At 69.6% G+C, this 20,848-nt stretch carries 17 protein-coding genes; 6 read left to right on the top strand and 11 right to left on the bottom strand.

Going from position 1 to position 20,848, the window contains the following annotated elements; translation table 11 throughout:
* Positions 1 to 4: 4 nt before the first annotated feature.
* Positions 5 to 742: a Mut7-C RNAse domain-containing protein gene (locus ACIBK0_RS35975; protein WP_399089093.1), complete on the top strand. Its 738-nt coding sequence runs from the start codon at positions 5 to 7 to the stop codon at positions 740 to 742.
* Here the strand turns inward: ACIBK0_RS35975 and ACIBK0_RS35980 are convergent.
* The 6 genes from ACIBK0_RS35980 to ACIBK0_RS36005 form a co-directional block, all read right to left on the bottom strand.
* Positions 739 to 3,162: a galactose oxidase-like domain-containing protein gene (locus ACIBK0_RS35980; RefSeq protein WP_399089095.1), complete on the bottom strand. Its 2,424-nt coding sequence runs from the start codon at positions 3,160 to 3,162 to the stop codon at positions 739 to 741. The two genes, ACIBK0_RS35975 and ACIBK0_RS35980, sit on opposite strands and share 4 nt — an antisense overlap.
* Positions 3,159 to 4,361, bottom strand: a complete 1,203-nt coding sequence (locus tag ACIBK0_RS35985) for a glycosyltransferase (RefSeq protein WP_399089097.1) — start codon at positions 4,359 to 4,361, stop codon at positions 3,159 to 3,161. Before ACIBK0_RS35985 ends, ACIBK0_RS35980 begins: the two co-directional genes overlap by 4 nt.
* Complete coding sequence (locus tag ACIBK0_RS35990; protein ID WP_399089099.1) at positions 4,358 to 5,998, bottom strand: ArnT family glycosyltransferase; 1,641 nt, start codon at positions 5,996 to 5,998, stop codon at positions 4,358 to 4,360. The genes ACIBK0_RS35985 and ACIBK0_RS35990 overlap by 4 nt, the downstream gene beginning before the upstream one ends.
* Positions 5,995 to 7,257: a glycosyltransferase gene (locus ACIBK0_RS35995; RefSeq protein WP_399089101.1), complete on the bottom strand. Its 1,263-nt coding sequence runs from the start codon at positions 7,255 to 7,257 to the stop codon at positions 5,995 to 5,997. The genes ACIBK0_RS35990 and ACIBK0_RS35995 overlap by 4 nt, the downstream gene beginning before the upstream one ends.
* 193 nt (positions 7,258 to 7,450) lie before the next feature.
* Positions 7,451 to 9,475, bottom strand: coding sequence for a thioredoxin domain-containing protein (locus ACIBK0_RS36000; protein WP_399089103.1), 2,025 nt, complete (start codon positions 9,473 to 9,475; stop codon positions 7,451 to 7,453).
* Positions 9,456 to 10,055 (bottom strand): ArsR/SmtB family transcription factor, encoded by a 600-nt coding sequence (locus ACIBK0_RS36005; protein ID WP_399089105.1) that lies wholly within the window; start codon positions 10,053 to 10,055, stop codon positions 9,456 to 9,458. Before ACIBK0_RS36005 ends, ACIBK0_RS36000 begins: the two co-directional genes overlap by 20 nt.
* A gap of 93 nt (positions 10,056 to 10,148) precedes the next feature.
* Here ACIBK0_RS36005 and ACIBK0_RS36010 point away from each other — a divergent pair, with 93 nt between their 5' ends.
* Positions 10,149 to 10,553 carry a hypothetical protein gene (locus ACIBK0_RS36010; RefSeq protein ID WP_399089107.1) on the top strand — a complete coding sequence of 135 codons (405 nt, stop codon included), beginning with the start codon at positions 10,149 to 10,151 and terminating at the stop codon, positions 10,551 to 10,553.
* 92 nt (positions 10,554 to 10,645) lie between these two features.
* Positions 10,646 to 13,846 (top strand): tetratricopeptide repeat protein, encoded by a 3,201-nt coding sequence (locus tag ACIBK0_RS36015; protein ID WP_399089109.1) that lies wholly within the window; start codon positions 10,646 to 10,648, stop codon positions 13,844 to 13,846.
* 395 nt (positions 13,847 to 14,241) lie between these two features.
* On the opposite strand, the gene ACIBK0_RS36020 is transcribed toward ACIBK0_RS36015, so the two are convergent.
* A complete protein-coding gene (locus tag ACIBK0_RS36020) occupies positions 14,242 to 14,493 on the bottom strand; it encodes a hypothetical protein (protein WP_399089111.1) in 252 nt (83 codons plus the stop codon).
* Entirely contained in the window at positions 14,486 to 15,367 is an 882-nt protein-coding gene (gene mca, locus ACIBK0_RS36025) for a mycothiol conjugate amidase Mca (protein ID WP_399089113.1), read from the bottom strand. Before mca ends, ACIBK0_RS36020 begins: the two co-directional genes overlap by 8 nt.
* A gap of 173 nt (positions 15,368 to 15,540) precedes the next feature.
* On the opposite strand from mca, the gene ACIBK0_RS36030 reads away from it, so the two are divergent.
* Complete coding sequence (locus ACIBK0_RS36030) at positions 15,541 to 15,942, top strand: DUF4307 domain-containing protein (protein WP_399089116.1); 402 nt, start codon at positions 15,541 to 15,543, stop codon at positions 15,940 to 15,942.
* Positions 15,943 to 16,165: 223 nt separating this feature from the next.
* Entirely contained in the window at positions 16,166 to 16,663 is a 498-nt protein-coding gene (gene greA, locus ACIBK0_RS36035; protein WP_399089119.1) for a transcription elongation factor GreA, read from the top strand.
* A gap of 64 nt (positions 16,664 to 16,727) precedes the next feature.
* On the opposite strand, the gene ACIBK0_RS36040 is transcribed toward greA, so the two are convergent.
* The 3 genes from ACIBK0_RS36040 to ilvA all read right to left on the bottom strand — a co-directional run bounded on the left by ACIBK0_RS36040 (position 16,728) and on the right by ilvA (position 19,997).
* Positions 16,728 to 17,585, bottom strand: coding sequence for an ABC transporter permease (locus ACIBK0_RS36040; RefSeq protein WP_399089122.1), 858 nt, complete (start codon positions 17,583 to 17,585; stop codon positions 16,728 to 16,730).
* Complete coding sequence (locus ACIBK0_RS36045; RefSeq protein WP_399089125.1) at positions 17,582 to 18,592, bottom strand: ATP-binding cassette domain-containing protein; 1,011 nt, start codon at positions 18,590 to 18,592, stop codon at positions 17,582 to 17,584. Before ACIBK0_RS36045 ends, ACIBK0_RS36040 begins: the two co-directional genes overlap by 4 nt.
* Before the next feature lie 175 nt (positions 18,593 to 18,767).
* Positions 18,768 to 19,997: a threonine ammonia-lyase gene (gene ilvA / locus ACIBK0_RS36050; protein ID WP_399089128.1), complete on the bottom strand. Its 1,230-nt coding sequence runs from the start codon at positions 19,995 to 19,997 to the stop codon at positions 18,768 to 18,770.
* 164 nt (positions 19,998 to 20,161) lie between these two features.
* On the opposite strand from ilvA, the gene ACIBK0_RS36055 reads away from it, so the two are divergent.
* Positions 20,162 to 20,668 (top strand): MarR family winged helix-turn-helix transcriptional regulator, encoded by a 507-nt coding sequence (locus ACIBK0_RS36055; protein ID WP_399089255.1) that lies wholly within the window; start codon positions 20,162 to 20,164, stop codon positions 20,666 to 20,668.
* Positions 20,669 to 20,848: the final 180 nt, after the last annotated feature.

Here is a 20,848-nt window from a genome sequence, read left to right on the forward strand (position 1 = left end):
CCATGTGAACGGTCCGGAGATCCACGTCGAATTCGCCCCCGAACTGGGGCTGTTCGTCCCGCACGGGCGACGCGCCGGTGCCACGCAGGTCGGCACCGACGGCTCCTCCACGCTCGGCCATGTCATCGAGTCGCTGGGCGTCCCGCTGACGGAGGTCGGCGCCCTGGTCGTGGACGGCCGTGAGGTGCCGTTCGCGCACATCCCGGCGGCCGGGGAGACCGTGGAGGTCCGTGCGGTCGAGCGCCCGCAACAGGTCCCGGGGGCCCCGCTCCGCTTCCTCCTCGACGTCCACCTCGGCACGCTCGCCCGCCGCCTGCGCCTGCTCGGCGTCGACACGGCGTACGAGTCCACGGACATCGGCGACCCGACCCTCGCCGCCCGTTCGGCGGCCGAGCGACGCGTGATGCTCAGTCGCGACCGCGGACTGCTGCGCCGCCGCGAGCTGTGGGCGGGCGCCTTCGTCTACAGCACCCGGCCCGATGACCAACTCCGTGACGTACTGGCCCGGTTCGCGCCCGAGCTGAAGCCCTGGACGCGCTGCACGGCGTGCAACGGCCTGCTCAAGGAGGCCACCAAGGACCAGGTCGCCGACCAGCTGGAAGGCGGCACGCGCCGGTCGTACGACGTCTTCGCGCGGTGCGAGGAGTGCGGGCGCGCCTACTGGAAGGGCGCGCACCACGACCGGCTGGAGACCATCGTGGAGCGCGCCCTCGCGGAGTTCGGAGCTGACGAGAACAGCTAACGGCGCCTCTTCAGATCAGCCTTTCCGCAGGCCAGTCCGTCCTTGTTCGGGTCGAGCCCCAGCGGATCGTCCTTGCCGTTGATCTTCAGCCGCCCGTAGTCGTTCTTCTTCAGCCAGGAGCAGCGGGAGGCAGTCGTCTTCTTCACGCCGTCCGGGAAGACCGTCGGTACGCAGACGTTGATCGTGCCGTAGTGGCGGTCGCAGCCGGAGATCGTGGTGCTCACCTTCTGCGAGCTCCGCTTCCTGCCCGCCTTCGTGATCGTCCCCTCGAGGGAGTCGGCGAAGGAGTGGACGTGTGCCGAGGCGGTGTCCGTGGCCAGCGCGGACGGGCCCTGGAGGTGCACCCACTTGGCGACCGACGGCACGCCGTTGGCGTCGACCGCGAAGAGCATGTACCAGCCGGGCGGCGCCAGGTTGGGGTTGCTCGTCACGTTCAGGTCGACGTTGTTGCCGTCCACGCTCAGCGGCAGGTCCACGAACCGCTGATTCGGGTCCGAGGAGTGCGTCACCGCGGCGGGGCGGACGAGCTCGGCCTTGACGATGGGCCGGTCCACGGTGATGCGCTGGGTGTCGCCGTACACCCACTCGTTGTCGATCACCGAAGTGATCGTCGGGCGGGTGCCCTTGAGCAGGTAGGGCGGGGTGTAGATGGACACGTTGTGGTTCCAGGTGCCGTTGCCCGGGTTGTCGCCGGTGGCCATCACCCGGCCGTCGGGCAGCAGGAACGCTGAGGAGTGGTAGCCGCGGGCCTCCGGGTCGGCGGCCACCGGGTCGAAGGTGGTGGTCGCCGGGTCGAAGATCGACGCCTCGTAGACGGGGTTGGCGCGGTTGTGCAGGCCGCCGCCCGTCTCCAGGACCTTGCCGTCGGGCAGGAGTACGGCGGAGACGTACATCTTGCCCTGGTTGCCGGTCTCGGCCACCTTGCCGTTGCCCAGGTCCACCGCGCCCTGCGGGATCTGCGGGCCGACGGTGTACGTCGGGTTGGCGGCCTTCAGGTCGATGATGTCGGTCAGCCGATTGGCGTCCGGGTTGGAGTCGATGTTGCCGCCGCCGATCGTCAGGACCTTCTGGTCCTGGGCCGGGGGCAGCAGCACGCTCGCGGACTGGTCGCGTTCGTCCTTGTTCTGCAGTCCGGGGACCGCGGTCGTCGTGTTGGCGTCGTAGTCGTAGATAGCCGAACCCGTGCCCGGGGTGCCGTTGCCGAAGACATGGCTGCCCGAGTAGAAGAGCCGCCCGTCCTGCATCAGGATCATCGACGGGTACAGGCCCCAGAACGACCAGGTCTGGTTGACCTGCCACAACGGCAGCCACTTCTGCTCCGCGGCCGACCAGCGCTCGGCGGTCACCGAACCGGACGAGTCCTCGCGCAGACCGCCGAACGAGATGATGTCACCGTTGCCCAGCTCGGTGGCCGACGGATACCAGTGGCCGTCGTTCAGGTCGTTGGTCTTGCTGTACGTCTCGGTGACCGGGTCGAAGATGTACGAGTCCTTGTACCCCTCGTACCCGTGCCCGCCCGCGACCGGGAACGCCTTGTTGCCGCTCATCACCAGCACCCGGCCGTCAGCGAGCTGGACGTGCCCCGCGCAGAACATGTCCTTGGGCGTGGGGATCGTCTTGTACGTGCCGTTGGCCGGGTCGTAGACCGCGCTGGTGAACGTGCCCGCGTTGAACTGCTCCTCGCTGTTGCCGGAGCCCGCGATCAGCAGCACCTTGCCGTTGTTGAGGACGACGGAGTGCATGGAGCGGACCGGGTTCTGCGTGGGCAGTACCGTCCACTTGCCGTCGGCGCACTCCTTGGCGGTGCCGGTGCAGGTGGCCGGCGGGATCGGGTCGGAGACCTGTTCCATCGTGTAGTCGTCGGTGGTGGCGGAGCCGGTGCCGTAGACCGAGACGCCCCAGGTGATGCGGTCCGTGCCGGCCGGCACGGCAGGGGTCCGGACGGTCGCCTGGGTATAACTGCCCGCCATGTCCAGCGTCTTGAGGTCGGTCCAGTACTGCCAGCCGGCTGTCGTGTCGTGCCGGAAGAGCGTGATGGCGGCGTCGGAAGTCGTCGTCTTGTACCAGAGTCCGAGGTCGTACTGCTTGCCCGCGGTGACCACCGGCGCGCAGGTGGTGTCCTCGGTGATCAGCGCCTTGCGGTCGCCGTCGGCCCGGCGGGTCAGCGTGACCTTCATGGCCCTGGAGCCGGAGTGGGAGTCGGCCACGGTGGAGAAGGTGAAGTCGTTGTCGCCCCAGCCGGACTTCTCCCAGCAGTACGGCATGCCGTCGGTGCCGTCCGTCTCGAAGCCCGGGTTCTTGACCAGGTTGGCGGCGGACGCCGGCTGCGGCGAGATCAGCAGCATCCCGGCGGCGAGGCCCGCCACGGCCAGTAGTGAGGTTCTCCGCCGTGGTCGTGCCACATGGTGCGTACGTGTCATGCGGCTCTCCTCGCTGTGCGGCTCCCGCCCGCGGACTTGCTGTTGCGGCGCGGCAGATAGACCAGCGCTTCGGTCCCTGCGAAGCGCAGGACGAAGGTCGTCACCAGGGCCAGTGCGGTGGCGGAGAGTGCGCCCATCCCGAAACGGTCGACGAAGAGCGCGATCAACGGGATGCGCAGCACCAGATCGGCGTTGGCGAGCAGCGCGAACCGGCCGACACGGTCCCACCAGTGCCGGTGCTTTCGGCGCTCACGGAAGAGAAGGTGCTCGATGAGCAGGAAGTTCCAGGCGACCCCGAGCTGGTTGGCGAGGATCTCGGCCGGTACGTAGTGCAGTCCGGCGGCGGTCAGCGCGTACAGACCGAGCAGGTTCGGTACGAAGCCGGTGGCGCCGATCAGCCCGAAGACCACCATGCGGGCGACCGGCGAGGCGGTACGCAGCCCGACGAGGTGGCGCAGGAACCGGAAGCCCTCCTGCGCGGTCGACTTGGACTCGCCGGCGAACCGGTCCTGGAAGATGAAGGGCACCTCGGAGACCCGACGGGGGCGGCTGCGCACGGCGAGTTCGAGGAGGATCTTGTAGCCGAGCGGCTGGAGGACCTCCGCGGTGACCGCGCTGCGGCGGATCGCGAAGAACCCGCTCATCGGGTCGCTGATGCCGCGCAGCCTGCGCGGGAAGAGCGTCTTGGTCAGCCAGGTCGCGCCGCGCGAGACGGCGATGCGGTAGCCGCCCGCGAGTCCGGCGCGGCTGCCGCCCTTGATGTAGCGGCTGGCGACGACGAGCCCGGCGTTCGCCCGCTCACCGGTGGCGACCAGTTCCGGGACCAGCGACGGGGGATGCTGGCAGTCGCCGTCCATGACGACGATCCAGTCGGACCCGGCCGCCGTCATCCCCTCGACGACCGCGCCGCCGAGTCCGCCGACCGGCTCCTCCCGGTGCAGGACGGTGACCGGGAAGGGGCAGTCCTTCGCCGCTTCGTGGATGACCGCGGGTGTGTCGTCCGTGGAGTCGTCGACGAAGACGACCTCGCAGGGCAGTCGCGCGGGCACCGACTCGGTGATCTGCTGCAGCAGCTCCCGTACGTTCGCGGACTCGTTGAACGTCGGTACGACGATGGTGACGGCGCCCGGCTCGGGCACCTCGGCACCGCGTACGGCCGGGTCGCCCAGCTCCTCGGGAACAGTGGACTCGTAACTCATCGGGAGCCTCCCACGGTCTCGATGCGGCGGATCTCGATGCGGTCCTCGCCCTTGCCGAAGGTGGCCACCGGCGTCGAATGGTCGATCGCCGCCTTGACGTTGGGCAGGTCGACCGCGTCGCGGCGTACCGTCGGGGAGGCCACGACGTAGTCGAGGTCCCGCCAGCCGCGCGGCATCGTCTTGGTCACGGCGGGGTCGAGGTCGGCCTTGTAGAACCAGATGACGCCGAGCCCGGGCCGGTAGCCGTCGTGGACGAGGTCGAGCCAGAGGGCGTCGTCGACGAGGACGCGGGTGTCCTTCGGGTCCTTCACCTCGGTCTTCAGCCATGAGGAGGCCGCCCGGTAGGGGGCGTTGGCGTCGGCGGTCACGGCGGTGTGGTCACCGTCGTACCAGCGCGGCACGACATAGCCACCGGCGGCCACCACGAGCACGGCCGCAAGGCCGCGGCGCCCCCAGGTGACGTACGTCTTCTCCTCGTCGCTGTGCCACCTGCGCAGCACGGCGTGGGCGACGCTCGCGGTGCCCCCGGCGAGGACGAGCGCGAGGAAGGGCAGGGCCTGGATGACGTACATCGCGGGCAGATAGCCGCTCGGGCGCAGCGCCACCAGGGCGAGGATCGCCACGGTGAGCGCGGGTCCGGCCAGGGCGCGCGCGGTCACCGACCAGCGCCAGGTGACGAGGAGCAGCAGGGCGCCCGCGAGGCCGCCGAGCGGCAGCACGCGGTCGTAGTACAGCCAGGACTGCAGGACGCCGTGGGAGCCGGTGCCCCGGTCGAGGATGAAGCCGGAGCCGGGGCGGCTCATCTGGTACGTGATGCCGTCCCAGAGCGAGACATGCCCCGGGCCGGGGAACAACTCGCCCTTGAGCAGCGCGAAGAGCGGGTAGGCCAGGCCGATCAGGGCGCAGGCGGTGACGGCGCCGGTCAGGGCGAACTTGCGGGTGTCGCGGTGGCTGTGCCGCCACATGGTGACCATCAGCGCGGGCAGGATGACGAGCATCGTCTCCTTGGTGAGCACGGCGGCCGCGGCCGCGATGCCCGCCCCGAAGTGATGCCAGAGATGGCGACTGGGGGACGCGGCCAGGCAGAAGGCCAGCAGCGTCCACATCACCGCGATGTTGTCGAGGAAGATCTCGCGCTGGAGCACGACCGACAGCGGCGAGAGTCCGAAGAGCACCATGGCGAGACCGGCGGCCCACCGCGGCAGCGAGAGGCGGCGGGCGAGGATGTACACCAGGACCGCACTGATGGCGCTGATCAGCAGCATCGCGAGGCGCATCGAGCCGACGGTCATCAGGGACGGGCCGAGGTGCGCGGGGATCCAGGTCAGCACGGCTATCTGGATCCAGCCGAGCGGCGGATGGTCGTACCAGTACGTGTAGTGGGCCAGGCCCTTGCCCTGCTGGACGGCCCAGGCCTGGGCGAGGTAGGTGCCCTCGTCGTCGCTGAGCGTTGGATAGGCGGCGATGTTCCAGCCCTGGACGACGAGGATCGCCGCGAGGAGCACCGCACACAGGATCAGATCCGAGCGCGAGCTGCGAAAACGCAGGACCGGATGGGCGTTGGGGACGATTTTGGGCGCACGAGGCCGCTGCGCGGGGACCGTGGGTGTGGTCGCCGCGGGAAGGGTGGAGGTCACGCAGGAACGTCCTCTCGGATCACTTCGGGGAGATGCGCGCCGACGTGACTGGTCAACTCCCAGTCATTGCGCCCCCGTTGTTCGCGCCACACGGCACGCACGGCGGCGCCCGCCAGCAGCACCTGGTAGAAGGGACCGCCGACAACGAGCTTCAGGTAGTGGATGAAGCGGACTCGAAGCCCGTACTGCTTGCCGAAGTCATGGAGTCCGACGAGCTCGAAGACGAAGGTGACCAGAGCGGTCACGGCCGGCAGGAACGTGATGAAGGCGATGCCGACCGGCACGTCGAGGAAGAGCGCGATGGCCACGTTGAGCGGGATGACCACGCCGGAGACGGCCTGCAGGTACGGCGTCATGAGCGTGTAGCGGGCGAGCAACCGCTGGCCGAAGTTCGGGAGTTGCTTCCAGTCCTTCTTCCGGTAGACCTGCAGGAAGCCCTGGTTCCACCGGGTGCGTTGTTTCATCAGCGACATCAGGCTGCCCGGGGTCTCCTCCCGGGTCACCATGTCGGAGTCGTACGCGACGACGACCTTCTTGCCGACACTGGAGAGCCGCACCCCCAGGTCGCAGTCCTCGGCGAGGCAGTTGGGGTCCCATCCGTCGGCTTTCCGCAGGACCTTGGTCCGTACGAAGACGGTGTTGCCGCCGAGCGGGATGAAGCCCTTCTGCGCGTGCAGATGGAGCCGGGAGCGGAACCAGAAGAAGTACTCCAGGCAGTTGCGCAGGCTGTACCAGCTGGAGTGGAAGTTGATGAGCTGGACGCCGCCCTGGACGACGTCCGCGTCCGTCGTACGGAAGGCGTGGTCGACGTGGGCGAGCAGTTCCGGATGGACCTGGTCCTCGGCGTCGAAGACTCCGACGACGTCGCCGCGGCAGTGCGGCAGCGCCGTGTTCATGGCCTTGGGCTTGTTCTTCTTCTCGTGGGTGTCGACGACGACACGGACGCGCGGGTCGCGCTCCTCGGCGGCCCGGGCGACCGCGGTCGTCTCGGGGTCGTCGTGGCCGACGATCACGATGATCTCGAAGTCGGTGTGGCTGGATTCCAGCAGCCGCTGGATCGTGTGGTCGAGCACGGCCTGCTCGTGCCGCGCGGGCAGCAGCAGCGAGAAGGACAGGCTCTCACCGCCGTCCGGACTGCTGAACCGGGTGGAGGCCAGCACTTCGGGCGTACGCCACGCGTGCATCTGCCACCACAAGGTGAAGGCTGCCATCCAGAAGAGCGCCAGAGAAACGGCAGCGATGAAGACAGACGTGAGCAACAGATCCCCCCAGATCCCCAAAAGCCCCCACTCGCGACAGTGAGTGACATCCGTCGCGTCATGACGCAAAGGCTATGGTTGATCTGTGAAGGGCACAGGATGTTCTGGTGAAGAGCGTGTTTCATCACACTCGGTCGACTAACTGAACAATCTGAACACTGGTGGCGTTTGGGCCGGTTGGGGATCAGTCGTTTCAGCCGCTCAGCGCCGTGCGGAGCCGGTCGGGATCGGTCGTCGGAGCGTCACAAGTGAAGTTACGGCAGACGTACGCGGCCGGCCTTCCGTCCACCAGAGGTCGGCCGGAAAGCAGCGGCAGCTCCTCACTCTCCGGCACTCCCACCGCGACAACGGCGCCCGGGGCGGTGCCCAGAAGTGCCGTACGGTGCAGGGCTTCGGTGGCGGGATCGTCGGCGGGCCCCACGATCGCGACCTCGCGCGGCCCGTCGAGGAGCGCCTCGGCGACCGCCAGACCCCAGCCGATGAAGCGGGGCGCGCGTGGACCGAGCGCCTTTACGACGCCCAACGCCCGCTCGGCGGCGGTGCGATGGGGTTCGGCGCCGGTCTGGGCGGCATAGCTCAGCAGCGCCCCGGCCGCCGCGCTCCAGCCGGAGGGCGTGGCGTTGTCGGTGGGATCCTGCGGTCGGCGGATCAGCCGCTCGGCGTCGGCCGCCGTGTCGTAGAGCGCGCCCGACTCGGAGTCGATGAACTGCACGATCACGTGGTCGAGCAGGAACCCGGCGAATTCCAGCCAGACGCCTTCCCCGGTGACGGACGCGAGCGCGAGGAAGCCCTCGGCGACATCGGCGTAGTCCTCCAGCACTCCCGCGTTCGCGCCGACTTGACCGTCCTTGCTGGTACGGGCGAGGCGCGCGCGATCGTCCATGTGCAGCCGTACGAGGAGGTCGGCGGCGCCGATCGCGGCATCCACGAGGTCGGGGCGCCCGAAGTAGGCGCCGGTCTCCGCGAGGGCGGCGACGGCGAGCCCGTTCCAGGCGGCGACCACCTTGTCGTCGCGGCCGGGGGCGGATCGCCCGGCGCGCGCGGCGAGCAGCCGCTCATGGACCGAGGCGATCCGCGCGGCGTCGAACACGCCTTCGCGCTGCGGGAGTTGGAGAACGGAAGCACCCTCCTCGAAGGTACCCTCCTCGGTCACCCCGAAGTAGTGGGTGGCGAGCTCGGCGTCGTCGCCGAGGACTTCACGGAGCTGCTCGGGCGTCCATACGTAGTACGCGCCCTCGACATGCCTGCCGGTCCCGTCGTCGCTGTCGGCGTCGAGGGCGGAGGCGAACCCGCCCTCGTTGGTGCGCAGTTCACGCACCATGAAGTCGGCGGTCTCGAGGGCGACGCGGCGGGCGAGTTCGGAGCCGGTGGCACGCCAGAGATGTGCGTAGACACGGCACAGCAGGGCGTTGTCGTACAGCATCTTCTCGAAGTGGGGCACGATCCAGTCTCGGTCCACGGAGTAGCGGGCGAAACCACCGCCGAGCTGGTCGTAGATGCCGCCGCGGGCCATGCGCTCGCAGGTGTCCTGTGCCATCTGCAGGGCACCGTCGGAGCCGGTCCGCGCATGATGCCGCAGCAGGAACTCGATCACCATGGACGGCGGGAACTTGGGCGCCCCGCCGAATCCGCCGCGCGCGGCGTCGTACTCCCGGGTGAGCCCGAGGAGCGCACCGGCCAGTTCCTCCTCGCCGGGCACCCGGTCGTCGCCGAAGCTCATCTCCCGTCCGGCGAGATCCCGCACGATCTTGCCCGCGACCTCGGTGACCTCGTCCCGCCGGTCGGTCCAGGCGCTGTGCACACCCTCCAGGACCTGCCGGAAGGCGGGCATGCCGTGACGGGGCGCGGGCGGGAAGTAGGTACCGAAGTAGAAGGGCTCGGCGTCCGGCGTGAGGAACACGGTCATGGGCCAGCCGCCCTGCCCGGTCGCCGCCTGTACGGCCTCCATGTACACGGCGTCCACGTCCGGTCGCTCCTCGCGGTCGACCTTGACGCTCACGAAGTGCTCGTTCAGATAGGTGGCGGTCGCCTCGTCCTCGAAGGACTCGTGCGCCATGACGTGGCACCAGTGGCAGCTGCTGTAGCCGACACTCAGCAGCACCGGCACATTGCGTTTGCGGGCCTCGTCGAAGGCCTCGGCCGACCAGGGCCACCAGTCGACGGGGTTGTCGGCGTGCTGGAGGAGGTACGGGGACGTCTCATGGGCCAGTCGGTTCACTCTCCCACTCTCCCACGGTGTCCGGGACCGCGTAGAAGCGCAGGTGCACCGGACGCGCTCCGCCGGGGGCGTCTTCACGAGCGTGGCCGTACCGGTCCAGGAGCGCCCGGTACTCGCGTACGAAGTCGAGGAGTTCGTCCCTGGTCATCCAGTTGCCGGAGCGCTGGACCTGGGCCCATCCCTCCGGGCCCGCGTACTCCTTGTGGGCGCGGAGATAGAGCTCGGTGTCCATCTCGATCTTCAGAATGGCCACGCCCTCGGCGGCGGCGTACTCCTCGGCGGTCATCATGGCCGGATCGGGTGTGGTGTGGCTGAACGGCAGCGCCCGCCACCAGCGTTCCCGGCCGCCCGACTTCTCCGGGATCTCCTCGATGAGGCGCTGCTCGGCGAGTTTGCGCAGGTGGTAGCTGGTCGTGCCGGAGCTCTCGCCGAGCTCTTTGGCGAGCACGGTCGAGTTCGCCTCGCCGTGCCGGCCGAGGTAGTCGAGGATGCGGCGGCGCAGCGGGTTGCCTAGGGACTTGTACAGGGCGGTGCGTTCGACGCTGGTCAGCTCGGGGCCGGGCGTGTCGGGGTCGGGCATGCGACCACGGTATCCCCGGCCCCTTTCCGTCCACAGAGGAAGTTCTGCAGAATTTTCTTTGCAGAATTCTCTCTGCGGTTCTATCGTGGTGGCATGCGAACGAAATGGGCTCCGGTGTTACCGAAATGGGCGTTGGTGCTGCTCGGCGCCACCGCCGTGGTGCTCGTGCCGTGGATGGTGCTCCTCGTCCGGATGCTCCCGGCGAGCGCCGAGGTGCGGAACTGGCAGATGGCGTGGGTGGGACTCGACGTCCTGATGGCCGCGGGGTGCGCGGCCACCGCCGTGCTGGGCTTCCGCCGCAATCCGCACGCCCGGCTGACCGCGTCGGCCACGGCCGCGGTCGCGGTGCTCGACGCCTGGTTCGACATAACCACCGCGCAGCCGGGCGCCGCCCTCGTCCAGGCCCTGGCCTGCGCGGTGGCGGAGGCGGGGCTCGCCTGCGCCTGCGTGTATCTCGCGCTGTCCGAGGGACACGCGGTGTGTGAAGGAGCGGGGTAGCCCTGCCCGAATGATCGCCGGGCCTCTCGCGTTCCCGTCCCGCACGAAGGACACTCATGGGCAAAGGAGTTGCTGCCGGAGGGGGACGTGACATGCGGGACAGCCATCGGGCGGAAGCCGAGCGGCTGTTGGCCCGGGCCGTCGAGGAAGAGGTTCGGCGGTCGGGTGGGCGCGTTGACGGGGGTGTGGTGCTGTCCCGGGCGCGGGCCGCGCTCGACGCGATGGGGCAGACGGCTGCCGAGGAATACGAGGCGTATACGCGGGCCCTCGACGACACGGAGGCGGGACGGCTGACCTTCGGGCAGCGCTATGCCCAGGAGGGCACCGGAACACCCTTACTCGTAGCGGCCGTTGCGGCGCTCGCGGCCGTCGTGGCTGACCTGGCGCTGGGCACGGGTGCGGGGACGGCGATCGGCGCGGGTGCCACGGTGGGGGTGGTGGGCGCGGCGGCCACGGTGCTCAAGGTGACAGCTTCGCATCTGCCGGCCGCGAGCCGCCGGGCCGGTGCCATCGGGCAGCCCGGCGGCCCCGAACAGCTGCGCCTGCAGTGGCTCACGGCCCTGGAAGTAAGGGGCATCCGACCGTTCCTCGACCAACAGCGGGTACTCAGCGCCTCCACGGGCGCTAAGCAGGGCGCGCCCCAGCTGCGGCGCACCGACAAGAGCGCGGCGGCGCGACGGCGCAGTGTGCTGGAGCAGTCGTTCGGTCAACTGCCGGAGCCGGCCGAGCCGTTCGCGGGACGCCGTGCCGAGCTGTCACGGGTCGCGCAGTGGGTGCACGCGGCGCGCGCGAGCACCGAGACAAAACCGACGGTCGTCGTACTGCACGGCGCACCCGGCTCCGGCCGCAGCAGCCTCGCGATCCGGGCGGCACACGACCTCAGGGACCAGTTCCGCGGTGCCTGCGTGGTGGACCTGCGCGGCGACAGCCCGGACGACCCCCCGCTGACCACACGCGATGCGCTGCTCCACCTTCTGAACCGGCTCGGCGCACCCCGTGAGCAGCTCCTCTTCCGCGAGCGTTCCTCACCCGACCAGCAGGTCAGGCGGCTGAGCGAGCTGTACCACCAGCACCTGACGGGCCTGCCGGTGACGATCGTCCTGGACGACGCGAGCGACGCCGAGCAGGTGCGCACCCTGATCCCCGAGCGTTCGGAGAGCCTGGTCCTGGTCACCGCCCGCAAACCGCTCGACCTGCCCGCCGACCTCCCCGCCTGGGTGCACCAACTCCCCGTCGAGGCGCTGGACGCGGCAGGCGCCGAGGAGCTGTTGAACGCGGCGGCACAGGACAAGTCCGGCCCGTACGACGCCGAATCCGCCGACCACGTGCGGAAGTTGTGCGGCGGCCTGCCCTTGGCCCTGCGCATCGCGGGCTCCTCCCTCGGCCCCCGCACCCCGCGCCAACTGGCCTCCGACCTCGCGGCGTACGGCCCCGTGGAACCGGTCGAGCGGGTGCTGTGGCTGCGCTACACCGACCAGTCGGACATGGCGCGCCGGCTCCTGCGCCGCCTGGCCCTGGCCGGCCGCGCCTCGCTGGGCACGGCCGCGGCCGCGTCCCTGCTGGCCACCGACGAGCCGGAAGCCACCCGCCACCTGACCGCGCTCTCCCAGGCGGGCCTGATCGACCACGTCCGCGGCAGCCGCTACCGCCTGCACGACCTCGTGCGGGCCTTCGCGGGGGCCCGCCTGCTGGACGAGGAGGAACCCGCCGAGCGCACGGCCGCGCAGGAACGCCTGATCGTGAACTACGCGGAGCTCGCCGACTCGGTGATCCGCCTGGTCGACGGCAAGACGTCCACGCGCGCCGATCAGTTCGGGCCGCACGGCTTCACCTCCCTCGACGCTGCCCTGCGCTGGCTGGACGACGAGTCGAGCTTCATCACGGCAGCACTGCGGCACGCGGAAGGAGTGAACCAAGCCGCGGTACTGAACCTCCTGGGCGCCCTGTGCGACTACTGCCTGCTGCGCGGCGACCTCTACCGCCTGGGCGAGATCAGCGAGTTGACCCAGGCGGTCGACCAGGGCCTGCTCGTGCGCTCGGTCCAGTGGCGCACCGGCATCGCGGCCCGCCAGCTCGGCGAACTCGACAAGGCGCGCACGACCCTGGCCTCGGTCGTGGACCTCTACTTCGAGGCCCACCACGACGCGGGCGCCGCCAGGGCGCTCTGCTCCCTCGGCATCACCCTGCACCACCAGGGAAACCTCAGCGAGGCGGCGGCCAAGCTCCAGGAGGCCATGGACCTCCAGGCCTCCCCCGGCCTCGCGGCCGACCGCGCCTGGACGATGCACGCGCTCGCGGCGGTGGAGCGCGACAGGTCGCGGCTCGCCCGGGCCCTGGACCTGCTGACCCAGGCCCTGGTCCTGCACCGCAAGGGCGAGTCCGTGCACGGCGAGGCGTGGGCCCACTTCCAGCTCGGCCAGCTCGGTCTGCGGATGGGCGACGTACCGCGCGCGGAGCGCGAACTGCGCGAGGCCCTCGACCTGTACGGCCGCACCCGCGACGCCCGCGGCGAGGCCTGGGCCCTCACCCAGCTGGCCCGCGCCCGCCTCGTCGACGGCGACCCGTCCTCCGCGGTCGCCGGCCTGCGCCAGGCGGCCTCCCGCCACCGCGAGAACGAGGACGCTCGCGGCGAGGCGTGGACGATCTACTACCTGGGCCAGGCCCTGGAGGAGACCGGGAATCTGGACCAGGCGGTCCGCGAACTGGAGCGCTCCCGCACGATGTTCTCGCGCATGCGCGATGTGTACGGCCTCGCCTGCGCCCGCCACCACTCGGCCCGCGTCACCCGGGACCAACGCGCTGCCCAGACCGGCTCCCTGCGCAACTCCGGCTTCGCCCGCCAGCTCCTGGTCGACGCACGCGCCGACTTCCAGCGCATCGGCGTCGCCCACGGCGAGGCCTGGACCTGCCTGGAACTGGCGGTCGTCGACGCCGGCAACGCCCGTACGCAACAGGCCCTGGCCCTGTGCGAGGAGGCGATCGGCCTCTTCACGTCGTACGGCGACCGCCGGGGCGAGGACTGGGCCAAGTTCCTGAGGTGCACCCTGCTCCCCTACGCCGCCCCCGGCGGCTACGAGGTAGGCGCCGCGGTGGCCCAGGAGGAACTGACCCAGCTCTCCCGCACCGGGCACCCTTCCCGCGACGGAAAACTGGACGACTACATCGAGGCGTACCAGCTGCTGCTGGAGCGGGGCGTGGACCTGGACGCCGGGTGGCAGGCCTGGCGCCTGGGGATGGTGCCGGGGCGGCATGCTCGGGATGTGATGGGGGTGGCGGTGCCTTCGGCTATGTAGGGCGTCGGATTGCCCGGGGACGCGGGGGATCCGCTCGGGGACGAAGGGGATCCGGTGGCGTTGGTCGCGCCACCGGCCTCTGACATCTGCGTGCCGCGAGGCGGGCGGGCACCGGGAACGCGGCGATCGATCGGCACCGCGCCCGCGCCCGTCTCCGGCCATCACGATGCGGTGCGTCGACCAGCCGTATCCGCAGGACGTCCTCGACCACCGCTTCGTCCGTCTCGACGCGAGCGAGGTCCACGTCCGCGGGAACGGGCCGACGGGCGCGCACTCCGACCATCTGCGGCCGGAGTCCGCGCACCTGTTGCTGTCCCTGGCGGATCACTCCCCCAAGGCCCCTCACCCGGAGGTGAGCCGGTCAGCCGGAAGTTCCGGCTCAGCCCTTCGCGGGCTCAGCCCTTCGCGGGCGAGGCCTTGCCGCCGGCGGAATTCTTGCCGGAGGCCGCCGCGTCCTTCTGCGAGTCCTCCTCGAAGGTGACCTTGCCCATGTGCCGGTTCATGGACTTCATCAGGCCCCACACCGCCAGGGCCATCACCGCGAAAACGATGAAGCCGAGGACGCCGGGGGTGACCTTGTTCTGGTCGACCTCCTTGGCGAGGGGGACGAGGTTCGTCAGTGCCAGGCTTGCGCTCATGTCAGGCATTGTCGCGGATGCCCGCAAAGAGGTCGTGCTCGGGGAGGGAGGTATCCACGAAGGACTTCGCGAGCTCGTACTCCTCGGTCGGCCAGACCTCCTTCTGGATGTCCATGGGGACCTTGAACCAGCCGCCGTCGGGGTCGATCTGCGTGGCGTGCGCGATCAGCGCCTTGTCCCGGATCTCGAAGAAGTCGGCGCACGGAACGTGCGTGGTCAGCGTGCGCTCGGTGCGCTCGAACTCCGACCAGCGCTTCAGCCACTCCCCGTACGGCGACTCCAGGCCGCGGTCGAGCAGGGCGTTGTGCAGAGCTTCGGTCCGCGGGCGGTTGAAGCCCTGGTTGTAGTAGAGCTTCTGCGGCTGGAACGCCGGGCCGAACTCGGACTCCGGGTACTTCTCGGTGTCCGCCGCGCCCTCGAACGCCACCATCGAGATCTTGTGGGTCATGATGTGGTCGGGGTGCGGGTAACCACCGTTCTCGTCGTACGTGGTGATCACCTGCGGGCGGAAGGAGCGGATCTGCTTGACCAGCTCGCCGGCCGCCTTGTCGACGTCCTCCAGGGCGAAACAGCCCTCGGGGAGCGGGGGCAGCGGGTCGCCCTCGGGCAGGCCGGAGTCGACGAAGCCGAGCCACTCCTGCTTGATCCCGAGGATCTCGCGGGCCTCGTCCATCTCCTTCTTGCGTACCTCGTGGATGTGCTCCTCGATGTACTTGTCGCCCTGAAGCTTCGGATTGAGGATGGAGCCGCGCTCCCCGCCCGTGCAGGTCACGACCAGCACGTCCACCCCCTCGGACACGTACTTCGCCATGGTGGCCGCGCCCTTGCTCGACTCGTCGTCGGGGTGGGCGTGCACGGCCATCAGTCGCAGCTGGTCAGTCAAGACTCAATCCTCGGTCAGTCGGCTGTCGCCTCGTAGGTCGGCTGTCGGCGCCCGGCGTGAAACAGCGCGATGGGCGGCTTCTATAGTGACGGAATCGGGGGGCCAATAATTCCAGGGGCCCGGTCTCCGGGTCCCTTCCAGGACATTGGTCCCGGCCTGCCGAGAGGACGATCATGAGTACGGCGAGCACGCAGCTGCCCGAGGGCCGGTACGGCCGCTCCGCGGACGAGCGCGCCGACCGCAAACTCAAGGTCATCGGAGCCGCATTGGGCGTCGCTCTGCTCGCCCTGGTCGGCTGGTTCGGCTTCCACTATGTCGTCGGCAACAAGATCAGCGCCGAGGTGATCACCTTCAAGGCGGTCTCGGACAGCGCCGTCGAGGTGCACCTGGAGGTGCGCAAGGACGCGGACGCCCACGGCTACTGCACCCTGCGCTCGCAGGACGCCGACGGCACCGAGGTGGGTCGCGCGGACTTCCGTTTCGACCAGGACTCCTCACGCATCGACAAGGTGGTTACTCTGCGTACGACGGCTCGTGGTTCCACGGCGGAGCTGCTCGGCTGTCACGCGGACTGAGCGGACCGGTATGGGCACGGGCACAGGCGCTGACACAGGCACCGACACAGGTCGGGGTCACTCCCACCTCCTACCCGCTGACCTGCATTGACGTAATTCTGATGCCTTATGTCCTCCCCCTTGAGCCGTTGAATTGTTAGGCTCGTGGTTTCGCCCACCCGTGAAGGAACATTCTTCTGGGTAGGGCGATGCTTTGTATTCCCAGTACCTACGAGGAGCACCTGTGACCCAGACCAGCGAGAACGTCACCTGGCTGACCCAGGAGGCGTACAACCAGCTGAAGGCCGAGCTGGAGCACCTGTCTGGTCCTGCGCGCACGGAGATCGCCGCCAAGATCGCGGCCGCGCGCGAGGAGGGCGACCTGCGCGAGAACGGCGGGTACCACGCGGCCAAGGAGGAGCAGGGCAAGCAGGAGCTCCGTGTGCGCCAGCTGACCCAGCTCCTGGAGAACGCCAAGGTCGGCGAGGCTCCCGCGGCGGACGGCGTGGTCGCGCCGGGCATGGTCGTCACCATCGCCTTCGACGGCGACGAGGACGACACCCTGGACTTCCTGCTGGCCTCGCGCGAGTACGCCAGCTCCGACATCGAGACGTACTCGCCGCAGTCCCCGCTGGGCTCCGGTGTGAACGGCAAGAAGGTCGGCGAGGACGCCCAGTACGAACTGCCGAACGGCAAGTTCGCCTCGGTGAAGATCCTCAAGGCCGAGCCGTACCAGGGCTGAGCCCAGGACCAGCGACTACGGCGATGCCCCCGGCCACGCGGCCGGGGGCATCGTCATGTCCGGGTCACGCCGTGGCGGATCGGTACTTGCGCACCGCCAGCGTCCTGAATATCAGGATGATCAGGACCGAGTAGATCACCGAGGCCCAGACCGAGTGCTGCATGGGCCAGGCGCCCGATGTCGACTGGCCCGGGTTGGCGAACAGCACACGGCAGGCCTGCACCGTGGCGCTGAACGGGTTCCAGTCCGCGATGTGCCGCAGCCAGGGCGTCATGTGGCTGGTGTCCACGAATGCGTTCGAGATGAAGGTGACCGGGAAGAGCCAGATCAGCCCGCCGGACGTGGCCGCCTCGGGCGTACGGACGGAGAGGCCGATCAGGGCGCCGATCCAGGTGAACGCGTACCCCAGCAGAAGCAGCAGCCCGAAGGCGCCGAGGACCTTGCCGACGTTGGTGTCGCCGTTGGAGCCCACGCGCCAGCCGACCAGCAGGGCGACGATCGCGAGGACCAGCAGGGTCAGCGCGGTCTGCACGAGGTCGGCGAGCGTACGGCCGGTGAGCACCGCGCCGCGCGCCATGGGCAGCGAGCGGAAGCGGTCGATCAGCCCCTTGTGCATGTCGTCGGCGATGCCCGCGCCGGCGCCCGCGGTGGCGAAGGTGACGGTCTGCGCGAAGATGCCGGCCATCAGGAAGTTGCGGTAGTCGGTGGGGCTGGTGCTGCCGCCGATCTGCATGGAGCCGCCGAAGACGTAGCTGAACAGCACCACGAACATGATCGGCTGGATCAGCCCGAAGATCACCATCTCCGGGATCCGGGACATCCTGATCAGGTTGCGCTTGGCGACGACCAGCGAGTCGCGGATGGACTGGCCGAACGGGTTCGAGGGTGCCGCGACCTGCACGGCGTCGGTGACGGCACTCACTTGCCGGCCTCCTTCTTGCGCTTGGGACCCTTGACGTCGTCCACCGCTCCGTTGGCCTCGTCCCGCTCCTCGGCCATGTGGCCGGTGAGCGAGAGGAAGACGTCGTCCAGGGTGGGGCGGCGCAGGCCGATGTCGTCGATCTCGATGCCACGGGTGTCCAGCTCGCGGATGACCTCAGCGAGGAGCTTCGCGCCGCCGGTGACGGGCACGGTGAGCTTGCGGGTGTGCTCCTCGACCGTGGTCGCGCCCTTGCCGAAGCTGCGGAGCACCTCCGAGGCGGTCTCCATGTGCTCGCGCTCGTGCACGACGACCTCGACGCGCTCGCCACCGGTCTGCGCCTTGAGCTGGTCGGCGGTGCCGCGGGCGATGACACGGCCGTGGTCGACCACGCAGATGTCGTGCGCGAGGTGGTCGGCCTCTTCCAGGTACTGGGTGGTCAGCAGCAGTGTCGTGCCACCGGAGACCAGGTCCTTGATGACGTCCCACAGCTGCTGGCGGTTGCGCGGGTCCAGGCCGGTGGTCGGCTCGTCCATGAACATCACCGGAGGTGACACGACAAGCGCGGCCGCCAGGTCGAGGCGACGGCGCATACCGCCCGAGTACGTCTTCGCGGTGCGGTCGGCGGCGTCCGCGAGGTTGAACTGCTCGAGCAGTTCGTCCGCCCGTATCTTCGCGGCCTTGGCCTTCATCTGGTAGAGCTGGCCGACCATCTGCAGGTTCTCGCGGCCGGTCAGGTACTCGTCGACCGCGGCGAACTGTCCGGAGAGGCCGACCCTGCGCCGTACCGCGTCGGGGTGTTCGAGTACGTCGACGCCCGCGACGACGGCCTTGCCGCTGTCAGGACGGAGCAGGGTCGTCAGGCAGCGGACCGCGGTCGTCTTCCCCGCGCCGTTCGGCCCGAGCAGGCCCAGCACGGTGCCCTCCGGGACATCGAGATCGACGCCGTCCAGAGCCCTTACGTCACCGAAGGTCTTGACCAGGCCTTCGGCATAGATGGCGCCTGGCATGTGAGTTCTCCACGTCGTTGGGGATTTTCACGAAAAGTATGACTTTTACTGTTTCGTACCACCGATGGGCGAACGCTTCGTCCGCCCGGCAGTTCTACGGCGGGGGACACACCCTAACGCGATGTATCGCGTTGCTCAACGGATTTTTCCAGGGGAGACGACGGCGCTCATGATCTCAATCGATGACCGTGTAACCAGCCTCGCGCAGCGCCCGGTTCACCTCGGCGCAGTGCTCGTGCCCCTTCGTCTCCAGGTGCAGCTCGACCTCCACCTCCGTGAGCCCGAGCCGTGGATCGGTCCGGACGTGACTCACATCGAGCACGTTAGCGTCCGCCACTGACAACACCCCGAGAAGTGTGGCCAGGGCCCCGGGACGATCGGTCAACCGCAGCGTGACCGCCAGGTAACGGCCACCCGCAGCCATGCCGTGGCGCAGGATGCGCTGCATCAGCAGCGGGTCCACGTTTCCGCCGGACAGCAGGGCCACGACCGGGCCCTCGAAGGCTCCGGGCTCGCGCAGCAGCGCCGCGACGGGGCTCGCGCCGGCCGGCTCGACGACCAGCTTGGCCCGCTCCAGGCAGAGCAGCAGAGCGCTGGAGAGATTGTTCTCCGAGACCGTGCGGACCTCGTCGACCAGTTCCTCGACCAGGCGGAACGGTACGTCGCCCGGCCGTCCGACCTTGATGCCGTCAGCCATCGTCGCCGGGTTCTCGATCGACACCGGGCGCCCGGCCGCCAGCGAGGGCGGGTACGCCGCGGCGCCCTCCGCCTGCACACCGACGACCCGTACGTCCGGACGAATGGACTTCACCGCGAGCGCGACGCCCGCGGCCAGCCCACCGCCGCCGATCCCGACGACGATCGTGCGCACCTCGGGGCACTGCTCCAGGATCTCCAGGCCGACCGTGCCCTGGCCCGCGATGATGTCGGGGTGGTCGAAGGGGTGGATGAACACGGCGCCCGTCTCGGCCGCGTACTCCTGCGCGGCCGCCAGCGTCTCGTCCACCACCTGTCCGTGCAGCCTCACCTCGGCGCCGTAGTCGCGCGTGGCCGCGACCTTCGGCAGCGGGGCGCCGGTCGGCATGAAGACCGTGGAACGCACGCCGAGCAGCGTGGAGGCCAGCGCGACGCCCTGGGCGTGGTTGCCCGCGCTGGCGGCGACGACACCCGCCGCACGCTCCTCGGGAAGCAGCCCCGCGATCCGCACATACGCGCCGCGCAGCTTGAACGACCCCGTGCGCTGGAGGTTCTCGCACTTGAAGTGGACCGGTGCGCCCACCAGCTGGGACAGGTACCTGCTGCCCTCCATCGCGGTCACCCGAGCCACTCCCGTGAGCATCTTCTGCGCACCACGTACGTCGTCGAGAGTCACGCTGGGCAAGGAGTCAGCCGTGCTGTAGCTCATGACCACCAGTCTCGCAGTTCACGCGGGCGCACTCCCGCCATGACCACGCTCCGAGACTGGTTTGCGCAGCGCCGGTACGGCCCGCGTCCCGGCCGCGTACCCTGTCCCCCAACCCAGCTCCCCACGCATGAATTGAGCCCCCGGCCATGCCCACAACACCTGAAATGTCGATGGACATGACGACCGTCGGTGACACCGGTCTTCTCGACACGCTGCAGCACGAGGTCGCGGTCTTCGCGCGCCGTGCCGAACAGACCCGGCTCGGCGGGGTGGGGCAGGTGCGCAACTCGATGGACCGCGCCGCGTACCTGCTGCTCAACCGCCTCGACAAGGAGGGCCCCATGGGCGTCAAGGCGCTCGCCGCGAGCATGGGCATCGACTCCTCGACGGTCACCCGGCAGGTGGCGCCGCTGGTCGACACCGGGCTCGTCAAGCGCACCTCGCACCCCGAGGACGGGCGTGCGGTGGTGCTCCAGCTGTCGCCGCGCGGGCAGTCCCGCCTCGACGAAGTGCGCGCCTCCAGGCGTCAGTTGATGGCCGAGCTGACACACGACTGGGCGCCGGAGGAGCGCGAGGCGTTCTGCACGCTCCTCACGCGCTTCAACAGCGCGCTCTCCGCGCGCCAGGCGGCACAGGGCCTGCCCGGCGCGGAGTCGCAGCCGACCTCCTGACCGCCCCGGGCGCTTCACCGCGTCCCCGGTCGACGCGCGCGTAGGCCGTTCTCGGGTCTCCCCGCTCTGCACGCGCGCGCATGTGCGTCGGACTCTTGACCGGAAGGCGGCGCCTGGCCTCATATGAGACCGGGTCCTTGTCGTACGCGGTGCGGCCTGTCGTACGCGGCCGGGGCCCCG

The sequence above is a fragment of the Streptomyces sp. NPDC050564 genome (genome assembly GCF_044457265.1).
In the GTDB taxonomy this organism is placed as follows: domain Bacteria; phylum Actinomycetota; class Actinomycetes; order Streptomycetales; family Streptomycetaceae; genus Streptomyces.

Bases quoted from the DNA above. Each gene is read 5' to 3' on its own strand.
- ilvA (WP_399089128.1), bottom strand. From the start codon at position 19,997: ATGAGCTACAGCACGGCTGACTCCTTGCCCAGCGTGACTCTCGACGAC.
- ACIBK0_RS36010 (WP_399089107.1), top strand. From the start codon at position 10,149: ATGCGAACGAAATGGGCTCCGGTGTTACCGAAATGGGCGTTGGTGCTG.
- ACIBK0_RS36030 (WP_399089116.1), top strand. From the start codon at position 15,541: ATGAGTACGGCGAGCACGCAGCTGCCCGAGGGCCGGTACGGCCGCTCC.
- ACIBK0_RS36015 (WP_399089109.1), top strand. From the start codon at position 10,646: ATGCGGGACAGCCATCGGGCGGAAGCCGAGCGGCTGTTGGCCCGGGCC.
- ACIBK0_RS35985 (WP_399089097.1), bottom strand. From the start codon at position 4,361: ATGAGTTACGAGTCCACTGTTCCCGAGGAGCTGGGCGACCCGGCCGTA.
- ACIBK0_RS36020 (WP_399089111.1), bottom strand. From the start codon at position 14,493: ATGCCTGACATGAGCGCAAGCCTGGCACTGACGAACCTCGTCCCCCTC.
- ACIBK0_RS36045 (WP_399089125.1), bottom strand. From the start codon at position 18,592: ATGCCAGGCGCCATCTATGCCGAAGGCCTGGTCAAGACCTTCGGTGAC.
- ACIBK0_RS36005 (WP_399089105.1), bottom strand. From the start codon at position 10,055: ATGCCCGACCCCGACACGCCCGGCCCCGAGCTGACCAGCGTCGAACGC.
- ACIBK0_RS35980 (WP_399089095.1), bottom strand. From the start codon at position 3,162: ATGACACGTACGCACCATGTGGCACGACCACGGCGGAGAACCTCACTA.
- ACIBK0_RS36055 (WP_399089255.1), top strand. From the start codon at position 20,162: ATGTCGATGGACATGACGACCGTCGGTGACACCGGTCTTCTCGACACG.